The following is a 17,858-nucleotide window of genomic DNA, read 5'->3' as shown; positions in this document are numbered from 1 at the left end:
GGCGCGGCCCGCGGACAGCCCGCGGCGCGGCCGGCGGCTCACCGCGCAGCCAGCACGTCCAGCGGCGGCCCCCGGCCCAGCAGCAGCGGCAGGACCTGGGGGACGGCGAGCGCCCGCTCGGGTGCGTAGCCCAGTGCCTCGACGGCGTCGGGGGTGAGCGTGAAGGCCGTACCGCTGCCGTCGACGAGCAGCGCCGGCTGGTCCTTCGCCGGCAGGTCCGCGTCGGGTACCAGCAGCGCCCCGCCGTCGGAGCGCACCTGGACCGCCGTGCCCGTGGGCAGCCGCGGGCCCGGTGCCGGCGCCGGCGGCGCGAACACCAGGTCGAGCACCGTGTCGCTGGCGGCGGCCGACCGGGGCACCGGCCTTCCGTCCACCCGCGCCGGCGCAGGCGGCACGGGCGGGACACCGGGTGATTCGACACAGACCGCGTTCGTCGCGGCTGGCTCGGCCAGTCGTGGCGGGCGGGCGGGCAGCTGGCGTTGCGGTGCCGCCAGGACGGTGTGAGGGGCGGCGACCAGGTCGGCCGGCGAGATCTGACGGGCCACCTCCGCACCCGCGGCCCCGGTTTCCCCGCCGGCCTCACCCAGTACCAGCGCGAGCTGCACGGGAGTGAGCGGGGCGAGCCCTTCGGGCAGCAGCAGGTAGTACGCGGGTTCCCCGCCGGCCTGTACCGCGAACAGCCCGCCGACGGCGGCCGGGCGGGCTCCGACGGCCGGTCCGGGTGTCCCGCGGCCGGCGACCGGCGGCGGGGCGAGGTCGGGGCCGGTGGGCAGCAGTTCCAACCACCGCGGGGGCACCTCCACCGGTGGCGCGCCGCCGTAGCCGAGCACGTCCGCGGTCCACGGCCGGGTGAGCGGGTGCCGCCGGCCGCGCCAGAGCAGGTACTGCCGCCCGTCGGCGGCGACCAGGACCGCCTCGTCTGCGCCCGGTCGGTCGGCGGCGGGCGGGGATCCGATCTCCAGCGTGATCGCCGCCTCGGCACCAGCCGTCGCCTCGGCACCGGCCGCCGTCCCGGCGCAGGCCCGCCACACACCCGTGTTCAGCCGCTCGGCCGTGGGCAGCAGCTCGGGTCCGTCCGGGATCCCGATCGGCGCCCCGCGGGGGACATCCGCGATGCGGTCGGCGGAGACGACCACCGGATCGACCGGTCCCTCGACGAGCAGCCGCGCGGACGCGGCGTTGCGCACCGGCCGGAGCACCCCGCCGACGTAGACGAAGCTGGCTCCGCTGGAGCTGTCGATGACGAGCGCACCGGGCTGCCGCCAGGCCGTCGACCCACCGGAGAACAGCAGGGCCCAGCCCGCGACGCCGAGGAGAACGAGCAGCGTGAGCAGTGCCCCGCCGGCGAGTCCGCGCAGGTCACGGCGGGTGGGTGACTCCAGCGCGTCCGGATCGGCCCGGACCAGCGCGCAGGTGAGCCTGGCCGCCAGGTTGCGCTGCGCGTTGACCTGATCGCGTCGGGACTGCATGTCAGCTCACCACCGGTCAGCCCACCACCGAGCGGACCCAGGAGATCCCGCCGAGCACGGAGGCGACCAGGGGCACCGCCGCGACCAGGGCGCAGACATGCGCCCAGTCGCCGACGCGACCCCAGATCGGGGTGATCCGGCGGCGCGCGAGTACCGGGACGAGCGCCACGCAGACCAGCACGAGCCCCAGCAGGAGCCACAGCGCCAGCTGATCACCGGCGGCGCCCGGCCCTGGCACCAGGGCCAGCACGACGGCGAGCAGCCCGCCGCCGGCGGGGATCCCGAGGGCGAACCGGTGCCATGCGCTGGTCATCGGCCGCAGCGCGAGCAGCTGCGCGCCCGCGGCCAGCGCGGCCAGGGTCGGCGCCACCCAGCCCGGCGCGGTCGCGAGCACGCCGAGGGCGACCCCGCCCACGAGACCGCAGGCCAGGTGCAGCACCGTCATGTGCCGGTCCGCGGCGGCCGTGCGCGCGAGGACCAGCGGGCCGGGCTCCGGGTCGATGTCGTCCTGCAGCTCGTCCGGCTCGACCGGGACCGGCGGCAGCGCCATCCCCGCCAGTTTGAATCCCGCCATCGGCACCCCCGGCCGCACGGCCACCGTCGCCACCAGCAGGATCGCCGCGACTGCCGTCCAGGTGAGCCCGGCGGTGGAGTGCACCCAGACGGCGAGGAAGGCGGCCGCCGCCACGGTGAGCGGGCCGGCGGCCAGCCGCAGCAGCGCGTCGGGACCGCGGGCCGCAAGCGGCAGCAGCAGGGCGACCAGCAGGCCGACCACCGTGCCGGCCAGGACCAGGGCCGCGAGCTCCGGGTCGCCGCGCCGGGTCGGGGTGTCGAGCACGGCGAGCACCGCGCACTCCACCGCACCGGCCACCGTCGCGATCCCGACGATCACGGTGAGGGGGTCGTCGCGGGTGGTCCGCCCGACCACGCAGGTGAGCGCGAACAGGATGGTCGCCACCACCGCGAGCGGTGCGGCCCAGCCGTGGCCGGCGGCCCCGCCACCTCCCCGCCCGCTCAGCGGCGGCACGGCGAGCAGGGCGACGAGCAGCCCGGCCAGCGTGACCAGCCCGGTGACCCGGGTGGTCCGCGGCCGCCAGCGGCCCGCGCGGGTCCGCATCCCGGTGGCGACACCGTCGATCAGGTCGTCGAAGTCGAGCGGGGGCAGCTGATCCGAACGCGGCCGCAGGTACAGGGTGTCCCCGTCGAGCAGGCTGTGGTCGGTGACCGTCCGGTCCTCGTCCAGCGGGGCGGCACCGAGGGGCTGGATCACCCAGCCGCCGTGCTCCAGCCCCTGGTCGGCGAGGTCCCGGCCGAGGCTGTTCAACAGCGCGGGCATCAGGTCGGCCAGCGGCACCTGGGTGGGCACCGCCAGGTCGACCTGGCTGGTCGGCCCGACGATGACGAGGCGGCACACCTCGAGGCTGGTCTGTCCCACATCCCCGCCACGGCCCGCGGCGACGACCGGGTTCAGTGGCACTCACCGAATATGACTCACGTCACATTCGCGGCCGGATCGGTGCCGCGGCGCAACCGGGGCCCGCCCCGTGGCCGTGTCCGCGGTATGGCCACGGTCGCGTTCCGCCGCCCCGCCCGCCGCGTCGGTCCCGAGATGCCCCACGGCGACATCTCCCTGCAGGAACCGCCGGCCGTCCCCGAGGTTCAGCGCCAGGGGCTGCAGCAGCTCGCGCTGATCGTGCCCGCGGTGCTCATGTCCGCCGGGATGATGCTCTTCTTCATGACCTTCATGGGCCGCTCGATGTCGGGTCCGCTGGGCATGGCGATGATGGCCGTGATGGGCCTCGGCACGCTCGGCATGAGCGCCGGCTACCTGCTGACCCAGAGCGGCGACCGGCGCCAGAAGATCGGCGGCGAGCGCCGGGACTACCTGCGCTACCTCTCCCGCACCCGGCGGCAGGTGCGGGACTACGCCCAGCGCCAGCGGGAGGCCCTGAGCTGGCGGCATCCGGAGCCGGAGTCTCTGTGGTCGCTGGTGATGACCAGCCGGCTGTGGGAACGCCGGCCCGCCCATCCCGACTTCGGCGAGGTGCGGCTCGGCACCGGCCCACAACGGCTCGCGGNACGGATGACACCCATCCAGAGCAGCCCGGTGGAGGATCTGGAACCGGTGTCGGCGAAGGCGCTGCGCCGCTTCGTCCGCGCCTACACCACCATTTCCGGCCAGCCGGTCGCGCTGTTCGTCCGCGGCTTCGCGCGGGTGCGGGTGGACGGGCCGGCCGACGCGGTACTCGGCCTGGTGCGCGCCCTGCTGGCCCAGCTCGCCGCCTTCCACGCGCCGGACGAGCTGCAGATCGCCGTCGCGACCTCGGCCGAGCACGCCCACCGGTGGGCCTGGGTGAAATGGCTGCCGCACGCCCAGCATCCGGTCGACCGGGACGCCGCCGGGCCGGTGCGGCTGGTCGGCGGTTCCCTGGACGACGTCGAACGGCTGCTCGGTCGGGCCTTCGGCGAACGGGCCCGGTTCGAGGACGGCGCGACGCCGTCCCAGGCCGAGCCGTTCGTCGTGGTCGTCTGCGACGGCGGGCGCATCTCCCCCGGCGCCCGTTTCCTCGTCTCGGGGTACCGCAACGCGGTGCTCGTCGACCTCGACGGCCACGCCGGGGGCACCGGCGGCGCCGCCCGCCACCTGCTGCACCTCGACCTCACCGACGACGGCGTCGACATCCTGGAACGGGACCGGGTCGGCCGGGAGGTGCGCCGGGAACTGTGCGCCCCCGACCACCTCTCCCTGATCCGGGCGACGGCGCTGGCCCGGCTGACCGCCCGCAACAGCGCCGGGGAGAGCGCCGAACCGGCCGCCGGCGGGCTGGCCCGCACCGTCGAGCTGCCGGACCTGCTCGGGCTCGGTGACCTGGAGCACTTCGACCCGGCGGCCCGGTGGCTGGCCACCGACGCCGGTGGCCCCGGCCGGCTGCGGGTGCCGATCGGGGTCGCCGCCGACGGCTCGCCGATCGAACTGGACATCAAGGAGTCCGCCGAGGACGGGATGGGCCCGCACGGGATGCTGATCGGCGCCACCGGCTCCGGCAAGAGCGAGCTGCTGCGCACCCTGGTCCTCGCCCTCGCCGCGACCCATTCGTCCGAGACGCTCAACTTCGTCCTCGTCGATTTCAAGGGCGGTGCGACGTTCACCGGCCTGGACCGGCTGCCGCACGTCTCGGCGACGATCACGAACCTGGCCGACGAGGCCGCGCTGGTGGACCGGATGCGCGACGCGCTGCACGGGGAGCTGGTCCGCCGGCAGGAACTGCTGCGCAGCGCCGGGGGCTTCAGCTCGGTACGCGACTACGAGCAGGCCCGCGCCCAGGGCCGGCCGCTCGACCCGCTGCCGACGCTGTTCGTGGTCATCGACGAATTCAGCGAGCTGATCGCCGCGCACGCGGACTTCGTCGACCTGTTCGTGATGATCGGCCGGCTCGGGCGGTCGCTGGCCGTGCACCTGCTGCTCGCCTCGCAGCGCCTCGACGAGGGCCGCATCCACCAGCTGGAGGGGCACCTGTCCTACCGGCTGGTGCTGCGGACCTTCTCGGCGATGGAGTCCCGGGCGGTGATCGGGGTGCCGGACGCCTACGAGCTGCCGCCGCAGCCGGGCAGCGGCTACCTGCGCTCCGACGTCGCCACGATCACCCGCTTCCGCGCCGCGTACGTCTCGGGGACCTACCGGCGGCGCTCCACCCGGATCCGGCAGGAGATCGTCGAGAGCCAGGTCCTGCGCTATGACACCGCCTACGCGCCGGTCGTCGTGCGCGAACAGCCGGCGGGCGACGAACCGGCCGACGGCTCCGAGCCGACCACGATGCTGGCGGTGCTCGTCGACCGGCTGGTGGACGCCGGGCCGCCGGCCCACCGGGTGTGGCTGCCGCCGCTGGAGCATCCGCCGAGCCTCGACGAGGTGCTCCCGCCGCTGCTCCCGGACCCGGAGCACGGCCTGCGGGCCCTCGACGACACCGGCGCCGCCCACTGGCTGCGGATACCGGCCGGCGTCATCGACAAGCCGTTCGAGCAGCTGCGCGACCTGCTCGTCCTCGACCTGTCCGGGGCGGGCGGCCACCTCGGTGTCGCCGGCGGCCCGCAGAGCGGGAAGAGCACCCTGCTGCGCGCGCTGATCGCCGCGCTGGCCCTCACCCACTCCCCCCGCGAGGTGCAGTTCTACTGCCTGGACTTCGGCGGTGGTTCCCTGGCCGGCCTCGCCGACCTGCCGCACGTCGGCGGGGTGACCGGCCGGCAGGACCCGGATCGGGTCAAGCGGACCGTCGCCGAGGTCCTCGGCGTGCTCCGCGACCGGGAGAGCCGGTTCGCCGAGCTCGGCATCTCCGGGATGCCCGCCTACCGCGAGGCCGTGGCCGCCGGCCGGGTGCCGACGGAGGAGTTCGGCGAGCTCTTCCTCGTCGTGGACGGCTGGTCCACCCTGCGCCAGGAGTTCGAGCAGGCCGAGGAACAGGTGCGGGAGCTCGCCGGGGGCGGCCTCAACTACGGCGTGCACCTGATGCTGAGCGCCGGCCGCTGGTCGGAGGTGCACCACACGATGCGGGACAGGATCGGCACCCGGCTGGAGCTGCGGCTCGGCGACCCGGTCGAGTCCGGTATCGACCTGCGGGCCGCGGCCGCCGTCCCGCGCATCGCCGGGCACGGCCTCACCCAGGACAAACTGCACTTCATCGCCGCGCTGCCGCGGATCGACGGCGTCAGCGGCACCGACAACCTGGTCGCCGCCACCCGCCACCTCGTCTCGGCGGTCGAGGACAGCTGGCCCGGGCCGCGGGTGCGGGCGGTGCGCGCACTGCCGTCGGCGCTGCCTGCCGAACAGCTACCCGCCCCCGAACGGCTGCCGGCGCCCGCCCGCGGCCTGCGGGTCGCCCTCGGCGTCGACGAGCATCGGCTGGAACCGGTGTGGCACAACTTCGCCACCCACCCGCATCTCACCGTGCTCGGCGACGACGAGAGCGGAAAGACGAACCTGCTGCGGCTCATCGCCCGGGCCGTCGTCACCCGCTTCTCCCCGGCGCAGGCGCGCATCCTCGCGGTCGACTACCGCCGCCGGCTCTTCGACGACATCCCGCCGCAGTACCGGCTGGGCAACGCGATGTCGGCGGACACCACCGAGGCCGCCGTCCGGGACGCCCTCGGCGGGCTCGCTCCCCGGCTGCCCGGCGCGGACATCACCCCGGAACGGCTGCGCGCCGGGGACTGGTGGTCGGGACCGGTGCTCTTCGTGCTGGTCGACGACTACGACCTGCTGGCGGGACACGAGAACCCGATGGCCCGGCTGGTGCGGGTGCTGCCACAGGGCGGCGACATCGGTCTGCACGTCGTGCTGGCCCGAGCGGCCTCCGGCGTCATGCGGATGTCGATGGACCCGCTGCTGCGCCGGCTGCAGGAGCTCAACACCCCGGACATCGCCCTCTCCTGCCCCCGCGGCGAAGGCCCGCTGCTCGGCGGCGCACGCCCCCGGATCATGCCCCCGGGCCGGGCACTGCTCTGCACCCGGCGGGGCAGCCAGCTCATCCAGACCGGTCTCGTCGCGCCGGCTGGTGAGCCGGCCGACACGCCCGGCGGCGGCGGGTGACACTACAGTCTCGGCGGTGCCGGTGGCCCACCGGCCGCTGGGCCGTCCAGGGAGGGTGCATGACCCGGCCAGTCGATCCTTCTCCTGGTCCCCCGTCCGCTGGTCCCCCGTCCGCGCCGGTCCGTCCCCCCACCGCGTCTTCCTCCGCTGCCGCCCCTGCCGCGGCAAACCTGCCGGCCCGGGTCCTGGCGCTGGCCGCGCGGCTCTCCCCCGGCGGGCCCGGAAGCGGCGGGCTGACCGAGATCGCCCGGCTGGTCGGGCGGGATCTGCGGGCCCGGCGGGTGACGATCCGGCTCGCGGACGTGCCCGACGCCCCGGGCCACAGCTGGTCGGCGTCCGAATCCGGCGGCTCGCCCGATCAGGTCGACACCGACGGCCCCGCGCCTGCGGCCACGGCGGCGGTCCACCTCAGCCGTGTCGTCCGGCACCGCGGGACGCAGGTCGGCGAACTCTCGGTCGAGCTCCCCGCCGCGCCCGACCAGGCGGAGCGGGTGGTCGCGGCCGAGACGGCGGTCGCGGCCGTGGCCTCCGTGCTCGGCGGGGTGCTCGTGACGGCCGCCCTGACCAGCCAACTGGGCGCGGCCCGCACCCGCGCCGGCGCCGCCCGCGAAAGCATCGCGGACGCGCGCCACCGGGCGGCGTCCCTGCTGGAGAGCGAGCGCCACGCGCTCGAGCGGGATCTGCACGACGGAGCGCAGCTTCACCTGGTGTCGCTGCAGATGGCCTGCGCCCTCCTCGAACACCAGTTGTCGACCGGCGGCACCGACCCCCGTGCCCGGGCCGAGGCCGCCGCCGAGCTCGGTGACCGCCTGCGCCGCACCCGGCGGCTGCTGGCCGAGACGGCGTCCGGCGTCGCACCCGCGCCGCTGCGAAGCGCCGGCCTCGCCGCCGCGCTGCAGGCCGGGCTGCGCGGAACCCGGGATGTCACCCTTGAGGTCGCCGCGGGGGTGCGGGCGCGCCGCTACCCGGCCGCGGTCGAACGCGCCGTCTACCTCGCCTGTCTGGAGGCGGTGAGCAACGCGCAGAAGCACGCCCCGGGCGCGGCGGTCCGGGTCCGGCTCCAGGACACCTACCACGGTCTGTCGTTCACCGTGACGGACGACGGTCCCGGCCTGGCCGACGATCCCGGGGCGGCACTCGGCTCCCTGCGAGCCCGGCTGGAGTCGGTGGGCGGTTCACTGCGGGTGCGCTCCGAGCCCGGTCACGGTGCCACGCTCACCGGCGCGGTGCCGATCTGAGCGGGCGCTGAGCCCCAGCGGGCGCTGAGCCCGGCCGCCGCGGGAACGCCCACCGGAACGTCCGTCCCGGCGACGAGCCTCTCCGGCAGCCAGATCTCGACGACGTTGGCGCCGTCGGCGCCGGTCTCGTGCCGCAGCCCGCCGCCCAGCGCCACCAGCCGCCGCGCGTCCTGCGCGAGTCCGGCCCACAGGCGGCCCGGTGGACCGGGATCGGGATCCCGTATCCGGACGACGAGACAGCCACCGGCTCTCGTGCAGGTCACGATCAGGTCCGCGCCCGGGCCGCCCGGAGCCCCACCGTCCCCGGGAGTCGCCGCCAGCGCGAGGGCCGCGGCGGCCGGATGGTAGATGCCGGCCTCGACCTCCCAGCCGACGCGCCGGCCGAGGTCGCCGACGATCCGCACCCCACGGGGCAGCTGGCCGGCCAGGCTGGCCAGCGCCGCCACCGGGCCCTCCGCGCGCAGCGTTCTCGGCGCGACCGAGCACACGACAGACCGGAAGTCGTCGACCAGGTGGTCGAGGGACGCCCGCATCCGCCGGAGTGCCTCGATCGCCTCATGGGGAACCGCGCGGTCCGCGCCCGCGCCGGGCAGGCCGCCGGCGCCGTCGTCCGCGCGGGTGGCCACCAGGAGCTCCTGCCAGCACAGTCGTACCTCGGTCAGTGCCTCGGCGGGGCCGGCGAGGATCGTGGCCGACAGCCGACGGCGCTCCGCGTCCACCACCCGGGCGAGTTCGTCGGCCAGCCAGTCCGCCCTGGAGGTGAGCCGGTCGGCCCGGGCACACGCGGCCCGCGTGGCCCGTTCCAGGCGCAGCTCGCGCAGAACCAGCAGGAGGCAGTCGCCGGTGGCACCCGACGTCCCGTCGTCGCGCGCGAACGGCACGTCCGGCGCCGGTGAAACGGGCGGCGCGGTCGGCATATCCGGCACATCCGGCACATCCGGCGCGGGCGACGCGGGGCTGGTGAGGGTGACGGCGGCGAGGACCTCGGGACCGTCCACCAGGCGCAGGAGAAGCCGGGTGCCCGGCGCAGCCACGGGGTCAGAGCGCACCGTGCCCTCCCACGGGCCGCCGGCCCGCCCCGCCGGGTCCGCGGGATCCGCGGGATCCGCGGGATCCGCGGGATCCGCGGGATCCGCGGGGACACCCGGACCACCCGGACCGCCCGGACCGCGTACGAGGCACAGCCAGCCCGTCGGGGCGGCGCCCGTCTCCAGTGCTGCGCCCGCGAGGGGGGAGTGGCTCGGCACCCACAGCGCCACATCCCCGCCGCCCGCCGCGAGGGCCAGGTTCGTGACCAGTGGCAACAACATCCGACGCACCGGCGTGCCGGGCGGCAGCGGCGAGACCTCCTCCGCGAGTACGCGCCACGGATCCCGGGCGCGCGGCACCCTTCCGAGCGCGGTCACGACGCGCCGACCCCCAGGTAGGTGAGCACGGCGAGGACCCGCCGGTGGTGTGCGGTGGAGTCCGGCGGAAGGCCGAGCTTCTGGAAGATGCCCGCGATGTGTTTCTCGACCGCCTTGCCGGACAGGACCAGCGCGGCCGCGATGCCGGTGTTGGATCGGCCCTCGGCCATGAGCCGCAGCACGTCCAGCTCCCGTTCGGTCAGCGCGGCGAGCGGGCGGGCCCGCGGGGTCCGGCGCTCGACCAGCTGCCTGGCCAGCACCGGCTCGATCACCAGCTCGCCGGCCGCGATCCGGCTGATCGTGTCGGTGAGCACCTGCAGGCCGGCGACCCGGTCCTTGAGGCGATAGCCGACACGCTCGGTTCCGAGAGTGAGCAGGCGGTTCAGATAGTGGCCCTCGGCGTGATGGGACAGCAGCAGCAGCCCCGTCCCGGGGTGCAGTTCCCGGACCCGGCGCGCGGTGGTGAGCCCGCCCTCGTCACCCGGCGGCATTCGAATGTCGAGGATCGCCACGTCGACCGGATCCCGCGCGAGCAACGCCAGCAGCCGGTCGCCGTCCGGGGCGGCCGCGACCACCTCGTGGCCCGCGGTCGTCAACAACAGCACGAGGCCCTCCCGGAAGAGAGCGGCGTCCTCCGCGACAGCCACCCGCACGGCCGGCTACCCGGACGGCCGGCTGGCGGCGGGGTCGACCAGGCGCATCCGGCCGGCGGCCGTGACCGCGAGCGCGGTCGCCGGCACGACCGGGCGAGGGCCGGTGCCGCCCGGGCCGCGGCCCACGGCCGAGCCCCCGCCTCCGCCCACGGCCGAGCCCCCGCCCCCCGCCGCGCGCCGGATGTGCTGGGGCGCCGGCACCGCCCACCGCATCCGGAGCGCCTCAGCCTCCGCGGTGCCCGGTGGCAGGACGACCCGCAACCGGCGACGTGCCGGCCGGGGCAACGCGTCCGCCAGCCGGCCGAGCGCGGCGAGCACCCCGTCCGGCAGCTCGCCACGCGGATGATCCACGATCAGGTCGAGCCGGGCGGGGTCGAAGGCCGCGGCGTCCAGTGCCGTGTTCGGCGGTGCCCCCTCCTGCCGCAGCACGAGCCCGGCGGGCACCAGTCGCACCACCCAGTCCCCCGCCAGCCGGTAGTCCCCCGCGCCCAGGCCCCGGAGGCCGGGCGCCGGATCGTGCCAGCGGATCACGGTGGGACTCGTCCCGGGAACGTGCAGGCAGTGCTGCACGAACGGACACCAGGCCGAGGCGGCCGGGCCGTCGATCGCGACGACCTGCGCGGCGCCGTCCGGGCCGGTCAGCAGCAGACCGTGCTGGGCGAGCACCGCCCGGCCGGTCAGTTCGGCGAGCTGACCCGGCAGTGCCCGCTCGCCGGCCAGCCCGCGCCCGTAGAGCGCGACGATCACGTCGTCCTGACGAGCTGGCGCCATGGCCAGGAGGAAGGCCGCGACCGCGGAGGCGGGTGGCGGTGGCCCGCCCGCGGCTCCGACGATCACGGTTGTCGCACCGTCGGGGTCGGGCAACGCGGCGAAGGCCGGGTCCATGGGGTCGGCGGCGCCACTCCCCGCGGGCCGCACCCACCAGCCCGCCGGGACCGCTGTGACATCGGGCTGGCCGGTGGGCGGTGTGCTGTTCCGCCGCGTCGCGTGGCCGCTCACGGCAGGCCCGCCGGGGTGCCGACACCGCGCCGACCCGCATTTCGGCGGCATTCAGCGAGACAACTCGGAATCTTCATCGGGTGTTCACCTCGGAGACAGTGAGACGAGGCGCCGTATTAGCTTTGTTTGCGCCACGTTAACCCGCCCCCAAAGAATGGTCCAATAGCATCGCGTGCCAATCGGGACAATATAAGGCAGCGCGCGGCCGGACGGCGTCGGATGAGGAGATGAACCATGCCAGCCCTGGGACGTGCCGCCGGACTCCGGCGCTGGCAGCTGACGGGGTTGTTCGTGTGCACACTGCTGGGGGCATCGGTCGTTGTCGGTGCGGCGGCGGCACACGGCACAAAGTCGTACTACTCCTGGCAGGACCCGGCCCGGCTCGCCTCGCGGAGCACACCGTCGGACGCGGCGGGCCGCCAGCCGGTGGCGCCGGGCACCTGGCCGGGCGGGGTCGACATCGCCCCGCTCACGCCACGGCCCGCTGACAGCGCCGCCGCGGACGCACCGGCAGCCGGCGCGCGACCAGCGGGCGGTGTTCCGGCCACCGGCGGCACGCGAGCAGCCGGTGGCGCGTCATCGGTGGGTAGCGCACCGGCTGCCGGCAACACCACCGCGCCGCGGGCGGCGCTGGCACCCGCGGCGGCGCCGACAGCGGCGCCGGCTGCCGCGCCACCGGCGGCGGCCCCACCCGCGACCTCGAAGGCGGCGCCAGCACCGGCCCCACCGGGCGGCGCCGTCTTCGTCAACCAGTCCAGCGGCAAGTGCCTCGGCGGCGACACCCAGTACAACGCGTTCGCGCACAACTGCGGCTATGGCACCGACCAGCAGTGGGGGCTGTACGTCGGCGCCGTGACCTGGGTGGTCAACAAGGCGACCGGAATGTGTCTGGACAGCAACAACGCCGGCCACGTCTACGTCCTGCCCTGTGCGGACGGCCGGGCGTACCAGAAATGGCGCCTCGTCGATCTCGGCGGAGGTCTGTTCAGTTTCGTGAACCAGCCGACCGGATGGTGTCTGGGTGCCGACGGAGGCTATCCCTACACCCGAGCCTGCGTGTCGGACTCCCAGATGAAGTGGAAGCGGATCGCGCTGGCCGGTTGAGCCGAACGCTCACCGCCGGCTTCGGGAGCGGGCGGTCTCGTGGTCGGGCACGGTGCGCGGGTTGCCGTAGCACGGGTTGCCGTAGCACGGGTTGCCCGTCGCACGGGTTGCCCGTGACGGATGCGAGCCGGCACGCGTTCCGGCGGGATCCCGGCCGCGTGATCCGGAAGGAGGAGCCCGGCCACCGGCGACCATGATGGAGCCATGACGGGTGACACCTCCACGGGCAGGATCGGCTGGCTCGACGCGACCGCCGGCATCAGCGGCGACATGCTTCTGGGTGCCTGTGTGGACGCCGGCGCGGACCTCGAGGTCCTGCGGGCCGCCGTGGCCGCGCTCGGGCTGGCGGACAAGGTCCAGCTGGCGGCGCGGACCGTCCACCGCGGCGGCCTACGGGCCACCCAGGTACTGGTCCAGTGCGCGCCGGATCCGGTCTCGCGCGGCCTGCGTGACATTCTCGGCCTGCTGGACGCCGCCGCCCTCGATCCGGTCGTGCGGCGCCGCGCCGCGGACGTCTTCCGAGCCCTGGCCGCCGCGGAGGCGCACGTGCATGGTCACCCGGTGGAGCGGGTGCACTTCCACGAGGTCGGCGCCCTCGACAGCATCACGGATGTGGTCGGCGCCGTCGCCGGCCTGCGCGCGCTGGGGGTGGAGCGCCTGGTGTGCAGCCCGATCGGGCTGGGCGGCGGCCGAATAGGCGCCGCCCACGGCGCGATCCCCCTCCCGGGGCCGGCCGCGCTGGAGTTGCTGCGGGCCAGTGGGGCGCCGGCGGCCGGCGGCCCGGTCGACCTGGAGCTCGCGACGCCGACCGGCGTCGCCCTCGCCGTGACCCTCGCGGACAGCTACGGCGCGATGCCACTCATGCGCCCGGCGGCCGTGGGGCTGGGCGCCGGCGGGCGGGAGATCGACGGGCACCCGAACGTGACCCGCCTCGTCGTCGGCCGGCCCGGCGCGGCGGCGGACGGCGCGGCGGCCGCGCATGGCGCCCGGCGCGGTGACAACGTCGTGCTGGAGGCGAACGTCGACGATCTGGACCCGCGGCTGTGGCCGTCGGCGCTGGCGGCGCTGCTCGCCGGTGGCGCGGTCGACGCCTGGCTCACCCCGATCCTGATGAAGAAGGGGCGCCCGGCACACACCCTGTCGGTGCTGTGCGAGCCGGGTGACGTCGAACGACTGCGTGAGGTGGTGTTCCGCCACACGACCTCGATCGGGGTTCGTGAGCACACCGTCACCAAGTCCGCGCTGGCGCGTCGCGAGCTGGCAGTGGAGGTCGCCGGCCGGCGGGTCAGGGTCAAGGTCGCGCTGTCGCGCGGTGACGTCGTGAACGTCGCGCCGGAGCATGACGACGTGCTCGCGACCGCCGATTCCTCCGGGCTGCCGCCGAAGGTGGTTCTGGAGCTGGCCCGGTCCGGTGCGGCCGCGCTGCTGGGTGAACCCGGGCCGGGTCCGGCACACGGCACGGAGCCGGGCGCCGGAACAGGAACGGGCTGGGTGACGGGCTCGGGCACAGAAGGCTCGGGCTCGGGCTCGGGGACGGATTCGACGACGTAGGCGGGCACCAGGGCTCAGGGGACACGCGGACCGGATCCCGCGCCGCAGCGCGGCCGGGCCGCGCGCCGCATGCGCACGGACGCGTGGGACGGCCGCACAGGCCCGCCCGCCTCAGGCCCCCGGGCACGGACGTACCAGGCATCGCGAGGGGCGATGCCGGGGGCCGAGGGGGGTCAGAGGTGGGACATGCCCTCGAACGGACTCGCGATGCGTTCCTGGTGGGAACCGAAGTCCACCAGGACCGCGCTCTGGCCCTCGACCCGGGTGACCCGCCCAAGACCGTGTGCGTCGTGGACGACCCGATCGCCCTCGGCGAACTGGGGGCAGGGTCTGATCACTGGGGCTTTGAAGGGACTGGTGGGTAGATGGCGTCTGGGAGCTGCTGACTGGCTCATCAACGCAAGTATGCATCCTGCGGGCGCCGGCGGCGCCGGCAGCACGCCGCGGATGCCCCCAGGGCCGGTCCCGGGGGCCTCCGGGCGGCCGCGGGCCGTCGTCGCGCCCGCCCCCGCGGCGGATCGCCCCGGGCCCCCGCGACCCCGCCGCGGGGCTGCGGGGCGGCGGGGCGGCGGGGCGGCGCCCCACAGGTCGTCCCGCGGCCGGCCCCGCGGCCTGAGCCAGCCCCCGGCCAGGCCCCGGTCAGTTCCTACTGACCGGGGCCTGGCCCCGCCGGCCTTGGTTCGGCCCCGCTCAGGCCATCCAGGCCGGCGTCACGGGCACAGCGGCGTCCCGGCCACCGGCGGCTCCGCTGCCAGCCGCCGCGATCCGGGTGAGGAACTCCTCCACGAGGTCGATCAGCTCCCGGGCCAGTTCGGGGGTGAGGTCCGGGGAGAGGACCGCCGGCAGCAGACCGGCGGCCGCGCCGGCGAAGCCGCGGTTGTTCACGCGGAGCATCGAGGTGAACACCGGTAGTCCAAGGCCACCGGCGCGTTCGATGTGCGGGCGCAGGAAGCTGGTCGGGGCGCCGCGGTAGTGCTGCACCATGGTCAACACGATCCCGAGCAGCAGCGGCTCCAGCGGCTTGACCGCCTGGTGGATGCCGGCCTGCAGCCCCGCGACCCGGTTGTACTCCCAGACGAAGCGGCCCAGCCGCCCCATCAGGTGCTCGACCCCGAGGGCGGACTGGTTGTCCGGCCGCGCCGGGACCAGCAGATGGTCACAGGCCGCGACGGCCGAGCGGGTGAGAACCCCGAAGTGCGACGGGCAGTCCAGCAGCACGAGGTCGTAGTCCGACGGGGAGAGGGTGGCCAGCCCGAGCGCAAGCTGCTGGTAGACGTCGAAGTAGTGCCGGGTGGACCGGTGCGCCTGCGCCCCGCCGAGCCGGGCGACGAGGGCCATCTCGATGTCACCGAGAGCCAGGTGGGAGGCGAGCAGGTCGAGGGTCCCGCCGCCCTCGGCGACGACCGCGGCGGCGGCCGACGGCCGGGTGACGTACCGCGCGAGCGGCGGCGGCGGGGTGTCCGGGCGCCAGGACTCGAACCAGGCCTTGACGGTCAGCCGCCGGTCGGCGAGCTGCGTCCGCCAGCTTTCGGCACTGTGGAAGGTGAAGGTCAGGTTCGCCTGTGGGTCCAGGTCCACCAGCAGGACGCGCCGGCCGAGGCGGGCGATGGCGGCGCCGAGGTTCGCGGTCAGCGTCGTCTTGCCCACGCCGCCCTTGTAGCTGGCGATCGTCACGACCTTCACGGCTTCCTCGCTCCCGGGTCGCGCGGCGGCCTCGGCGGTGGGCCGACGACCTGCCCGACCGGCATCTGCCCAGCTGGCATCAGGTGCACCCGCATGCACCGTCGACATGCAGATTACGGCCGATTTCGGATGCGTCACGCAGCTGGCCGTTTCGTCACGCAGCTGGCCGTCAGCGTCCGGTCGCGGCGCGCGGACGGCCGATTCACGGCGCGGCCGGAGACGCGCGGCGCGCGGCTGGTTACCGCGCGGCGGTAACCAGGTCATGGCTGGCACGAGAGTGTTGGGTAAACCAGCCCGGATTTCGCATCATCCGTACTGCGTGTCATGGTTTGCGACAAGAACTTCTCGCGCCGACGCAGCGGCGCGGGACGCGACGGACCGGCCGGAGACCAGGTGATCGGCGTGCTGGACGAGAATGCGCCGCCTCGACAGACCGCGGGGCGGTCCGAGCGGGCAATCCGAATCACGACCGTGGTCGCGGTCGCGACGGTCGCGACGGTCGCGGCCTTCGTCTCCTACCGGCACATGCGCGCAGTGGCGCTGCAGTACGGCGAGGACCCGATGACGGCGACCGTCCTCCCGTTCAGCGTGGACGGACTGATCGTCGCCGCGTCCATGACGATGCTCGGTGACCGGCGGGCCGGCCGGCGCAGGTCCTGGCTGTCCGGGACGCTGCTGGTGGCGGGGGCCTGCGCCTCGCTCGCGGCGAACATGATGCACGCCGACCCGACGGTGAGCGCCCGGATCATCGCCGGCTGGCCGCCGCTGGCTCTCCTCGGCTCCTACGAGCTGCTCATGCGGCAGATCCATCCCGAGCGCCGCCGGGCCGCACCGGAGGCGACGGCGGGCGCCGCGCACTCCCCCGCTCCTGTTCACCCGCCTGCCGGTGCCCGCACAGCTGCCACGGACACCCCGGTCGACGGAGGCCACACCGCCCCCGCCGCGACCGGTGCGAGCGGTGCGAGCGATGCGAGCGATGCGAGCGATGCGAGCGATGCGAGCGATGCGAGCGGGGAAGGCGTTGCGAGCGGGGAAGGCGTTGCGGCCGGCGGTGACGGCGACCGGGAAGAGCGGCGGGCGAGCGCCGGGAGCCCACCTCGGCCCACGCCGGTGGCCGGGCTGGACGCGAACGACCCCTCGGTGAAACGCGCGGCGATCATCCGCGCGCTGGACGAGACCGGCGGCTCGGCGACCGCTGCGGTGGCCCTGCTCGGCCGGTGGGGCGTGACCGTCAGCAAGAGCTGGGTCTACCAGGTGCGTAAGGAGACCCGGTACGCCGGGCTGCAGACCGGCCCGCTGGCGGTGGCCGTGCCGGCGCCGCGCGGCACCGCGGGTGGGCCCGGTCGGCGCCGGGGCATGGCCCCCGGCCCGTCCCTCACCGTCCCGACCCGGTAACGCGCGGGCTCGGCGTGCTGTCAGTCGGTGCCGTCGGGTGGGTGCGTCTCGTCCCGGCGCAGGCGGATGACGGCCGTGGCGTCGAGGCCGCCGTCGCCGCGCTCCTGCGCCGCGGCGTAGTCGGCCTCGGCCAGGGTCGCGAACGGCAGCGGGATTCCGCGCCGGGCCGCCTCGGCCAGGCAGATCCGCAGGTCCTTGCGCATCCAGTCGACCGCGAAACCGAAGTCGAACTCGTCGCGGACCATGGTGTGGCCGCGGTTGTTGAGGTACCAGGAGCTCGCGGCGCCGCCGCTGACCGCGGCGAGGACGAGATCGGTGTCCAGCCCGGCCGCCATCGCGAAGTTGACGGCCTCGGCGGCGCCCGCGATCGCCGCCGCGACGAGGATCTGGTTGACCATCTTCGTCAGCTGGCCGCTGCCCACCGGCCCGATGCGGGTGATGGTGGCGCCGTACGCGGCCAGCACCGGCCGCACGGACTCCAGCACGGCCGGCTCGGCGCCGCACATGACGCTCAGCCGGCCGGACTCGGCGCCGGCCTGCCCGCCGGAGACGGGCGCGTCGACGAACCCGACCCCGACCTCGGCGGCGCGCCCGGCGATCTCCACCGCCACCTCGGCGGAGGTGGTCGAGTGATCGACGATGGTCGCGCCGGGACGCAGCGCGCCGAGCGCCCCCGCCGGGCCGGTGAGCACCTCGCGGACGTCGTCGTCGGCTCCCACGCACACGCAGACGACGTCCGCGCCGGCCGCGGCCTCGGCCGGGCTGGGCACGCTGCT

The 17,858-nt window shown here is 75.4% G+C and carries 13 protein-coding genes and 1 pseudogene; 6 read left to right on the top strand and 8 right to left on the bottom strand.

Annotated features, from left to right (window positions below; genetic code table 11):
* Nucleotides 1–38: 38 nt before the first annotated feature.
* Together eccB and eccD are read right to left on the bottom strand one after the other, a co-directional pair.
* The gene (gene eccB, locus UG55_RS01105) at nt 39–1,469 is read right to left on the bottom strand and encodes a type VII secretion protein EccB (RefSeq protein WP_066061495.1); all 1,431 of its coding nucleotides are present in this window, start codon (nt 1,467–1,469) and stop codon (nt 39–41) included.
* A gap of 16 nt (nt 1,470–1,485) precedes the next feature.
* On the bottom strand, nt 1,486–2,946 hold the full coding sequence (gene eccD / locus UG55_RS01100; protein WP_242423558.1) for a type VII secretion integral membrane protein EccD: 1,461 nt from the start codon (nt 2,944–2,946) through the stop codon (nt 1,486–1,488).
* Between the two features lie 9 nt (nt 2,947–2,955).
* On the opposite strand from eccD, the pseudogene UG55_RS30970 reads away from it, so the two are divergent.
* From UG55_RS30970 to UG55_RS01090, 3 genes and pseudogenes are all read left to right on the top strand, one after another.
* Nucleotides 2,956–3,547, top strand: a pseudogene (locus tag UG55_RS30970) (hypothetical protein); the annotation flags it as partial.
* A 1-nt stretch (nt 3,548) separates the two neighbouring features.
* The coding region (gene eccCb, locus UG55_RS01095; protein WP_242423557.1) for a type VII secretion protein EccCb at nt 3,549–7,053 on the top strand (3,505 nt) is incomplete at its 5' end.
* A 59-nt stretch (nt 7,054–7,112) separates the two neighbouring features.
* On the top strand, nt 7,113–8,291 hold the full coding sequence (locus UG55_RS01090; RefSeq protein ID WP_066061487.1) for a sensor histidine kinase: 1,179 nt from the start codon (nt 7,113–7,115) through the stop codon (nt 8,289–8,291).
* Here the strand turns inward: UG55_RS01090 and UG55_RS01085 are convergent.
* Genes UG55_RS01085 through UG55_RS28140 form a run of 3 tightly spaced genes read right to left on the bottom strand, consistent with a single transcriptional unit; the run spans nt 8,255 to nt 11,349 of the window.
* Entirely contained in the window at nt 8,255–9,697 is a 1,443-nt protein-coding gene (locus UG55_RS01085) for a hypothetical protein (protein ID WP_066061484.1), read from the bottom strand. The genes UG55_RS01090 and UG55_RS01085 overlap by 37 nt on opposite strands.
* Complete coding sequence (locus UG55_RS01080; protein WP_066061481.1) at nt 9,694–10,350, bottom strand: response regulator transcription factor; 657 nt, start codon at nt 10,348–10,350, stop codon at nt 9,694–9,696. The genes UG55_RS01085 and UG55_RS01080 overlap by 4 nt, the downstream gene beginning before the upstream one ends.
* A gap of 6 nt (nt 10,351–10,356) precedes the next feature.
* Nucleotides 10,357–11,349 (bottom strand): hypothetical protein, encoded by a 993-nt coding sequence (locus tag UG55_RS28140; RefSeq protein WP_066061478.1) that lies wholly within the window; start codon nt 11,347–11,349, stop codon nt 10,357–10,359.
* Between the two features lie 234 nt (nt 11,350–11,583).
* On the opposite strand from UG55_RS28140, the gene UG55_RS01070 reads away from it, so the two are divergent.
* Nucleotides 11,584–12,453 (top strand): RICIN domain-containing protein, encoded by an 870-nt coding sequence (locus UG55_RS01070; RefSeq protein ID WP_066061475.1) that lies wholly within the window; start codon nt 11,584–11,586, stop codon nt 12,451–12,453.
* Between the two features lie 204 nt (nt 12,454–12,657).
* Complete coding sequence (larC, locus tag UG55_RS01065) at nt 12,658–14,004, top strand: nickel pincer cofactor biosynthesis protein LarC (RefSeq protein WP_083986270.1); 1,347 nt, start codon at nt 12,658–12,660, stop codon at nt 14,002–14,004.
* Between the two features lie 173 nt (nt 14,005–14,177).
* Here larC and UG55_RS01060 read toward each other — a convergent pair whose 3' ends face one another.
* Together UG55_RS01060 and UG55_RS01055 are read right to left on the bottom strand one after the other, a co-directional pair.
* Nucleotides 14,178–14,342 (bottom strand): CarD family transcriptional regulator, encoded by a 165-nt coding sequence (locus tag UG55_RS01060; protein ID WP_242423556.1) that lies wholly within the window; start codon nt 14,340–14,342, stop codon nt 14,178–14,180.
* Nucleotides 14,343–14,694: 352 nt separating this feature from the next.
* Nucleotides 14,695–15,687, bottom strand: coding sequence for a ParA family protein (locus UG55_RS01055; protein ID WP_066061470.1), 993 nt, complete (start codon nt 15,685–15,687; stop codon nt 14,695–14,697).
* A 402-nt stretch (nt 15,688–16,089) separates the two neighbouring features.
* On the opposite strand from UG55_RS01055, the gene UG55_RS01050 reads away from it, so the two are divergent.
* Nucleotides 16,090–17,082, top strand: coding sequence for a DUF2637 domain-containing protein (locus UG55_RS01050; RefSeq protein ID WP_242423555.1), 993 nt, complete (start codon nt 16,090–16,092; stop codon nt 17,080–17,082).
* Between the two features lie 20 nt (nt 17,083–17,102).
* On the opposite strand, the gene UG55_RS01045 is transcribed toward UG55_RS01050, so the two are convergent.
* A partial coding sequence (locus UG55_RS01045; RefSeq protein WP_066061465.1) for an NAD(P)-dependent oxidoreductase occupies nt 17,103–17,858 on the bottom strand: 756 nt, incomplete at its 5' end.

It is taken from the genome of Frankia sp. EI5c (genome assembly GCF_001636565.1).
In the GTDB taxonomy this organism is placed as follows: domain Bacteria; phylum Actinomycetota; class Actinomycetes; order Frankiales; family Frankiaceae; genus Parafrankia.
This window is presented reverse-complemented; position numbering and strand designations above follow the sequence as displayed.

Excerpts from the sequence above, each read along its gene's own strand:
- eccB (WP_066061495.1), bottom strand. The coding sequence starts at position 1,469 with ATGCAGTCCCGACGCGATCAGGTCAACGCGCAGCGCAACCTGGCGGCC.
- UG55_RS01090 (WP_066061487.1), top strand. The coding sequence starts at position 7,113 with ATGACCCGGCCAGTCGATCCTTCTCCTGGTCCCCCGTCCGCTGGTCCC.
- UG55_RS01070 (WP_066061475.1), top strand. The coding sequence starts at position 11,584 with ATGCCAGCCCTGGGACGTGCCGCCGGACTCCGGCGCTGGCAGCTGACG.
- larC (WP_083986270.1), top strand. The coding sequence starts at position 12,658 with ATGACGGGTGACACCTCCACGGGCAGGATCGGCTGGCTCGACGCGACC.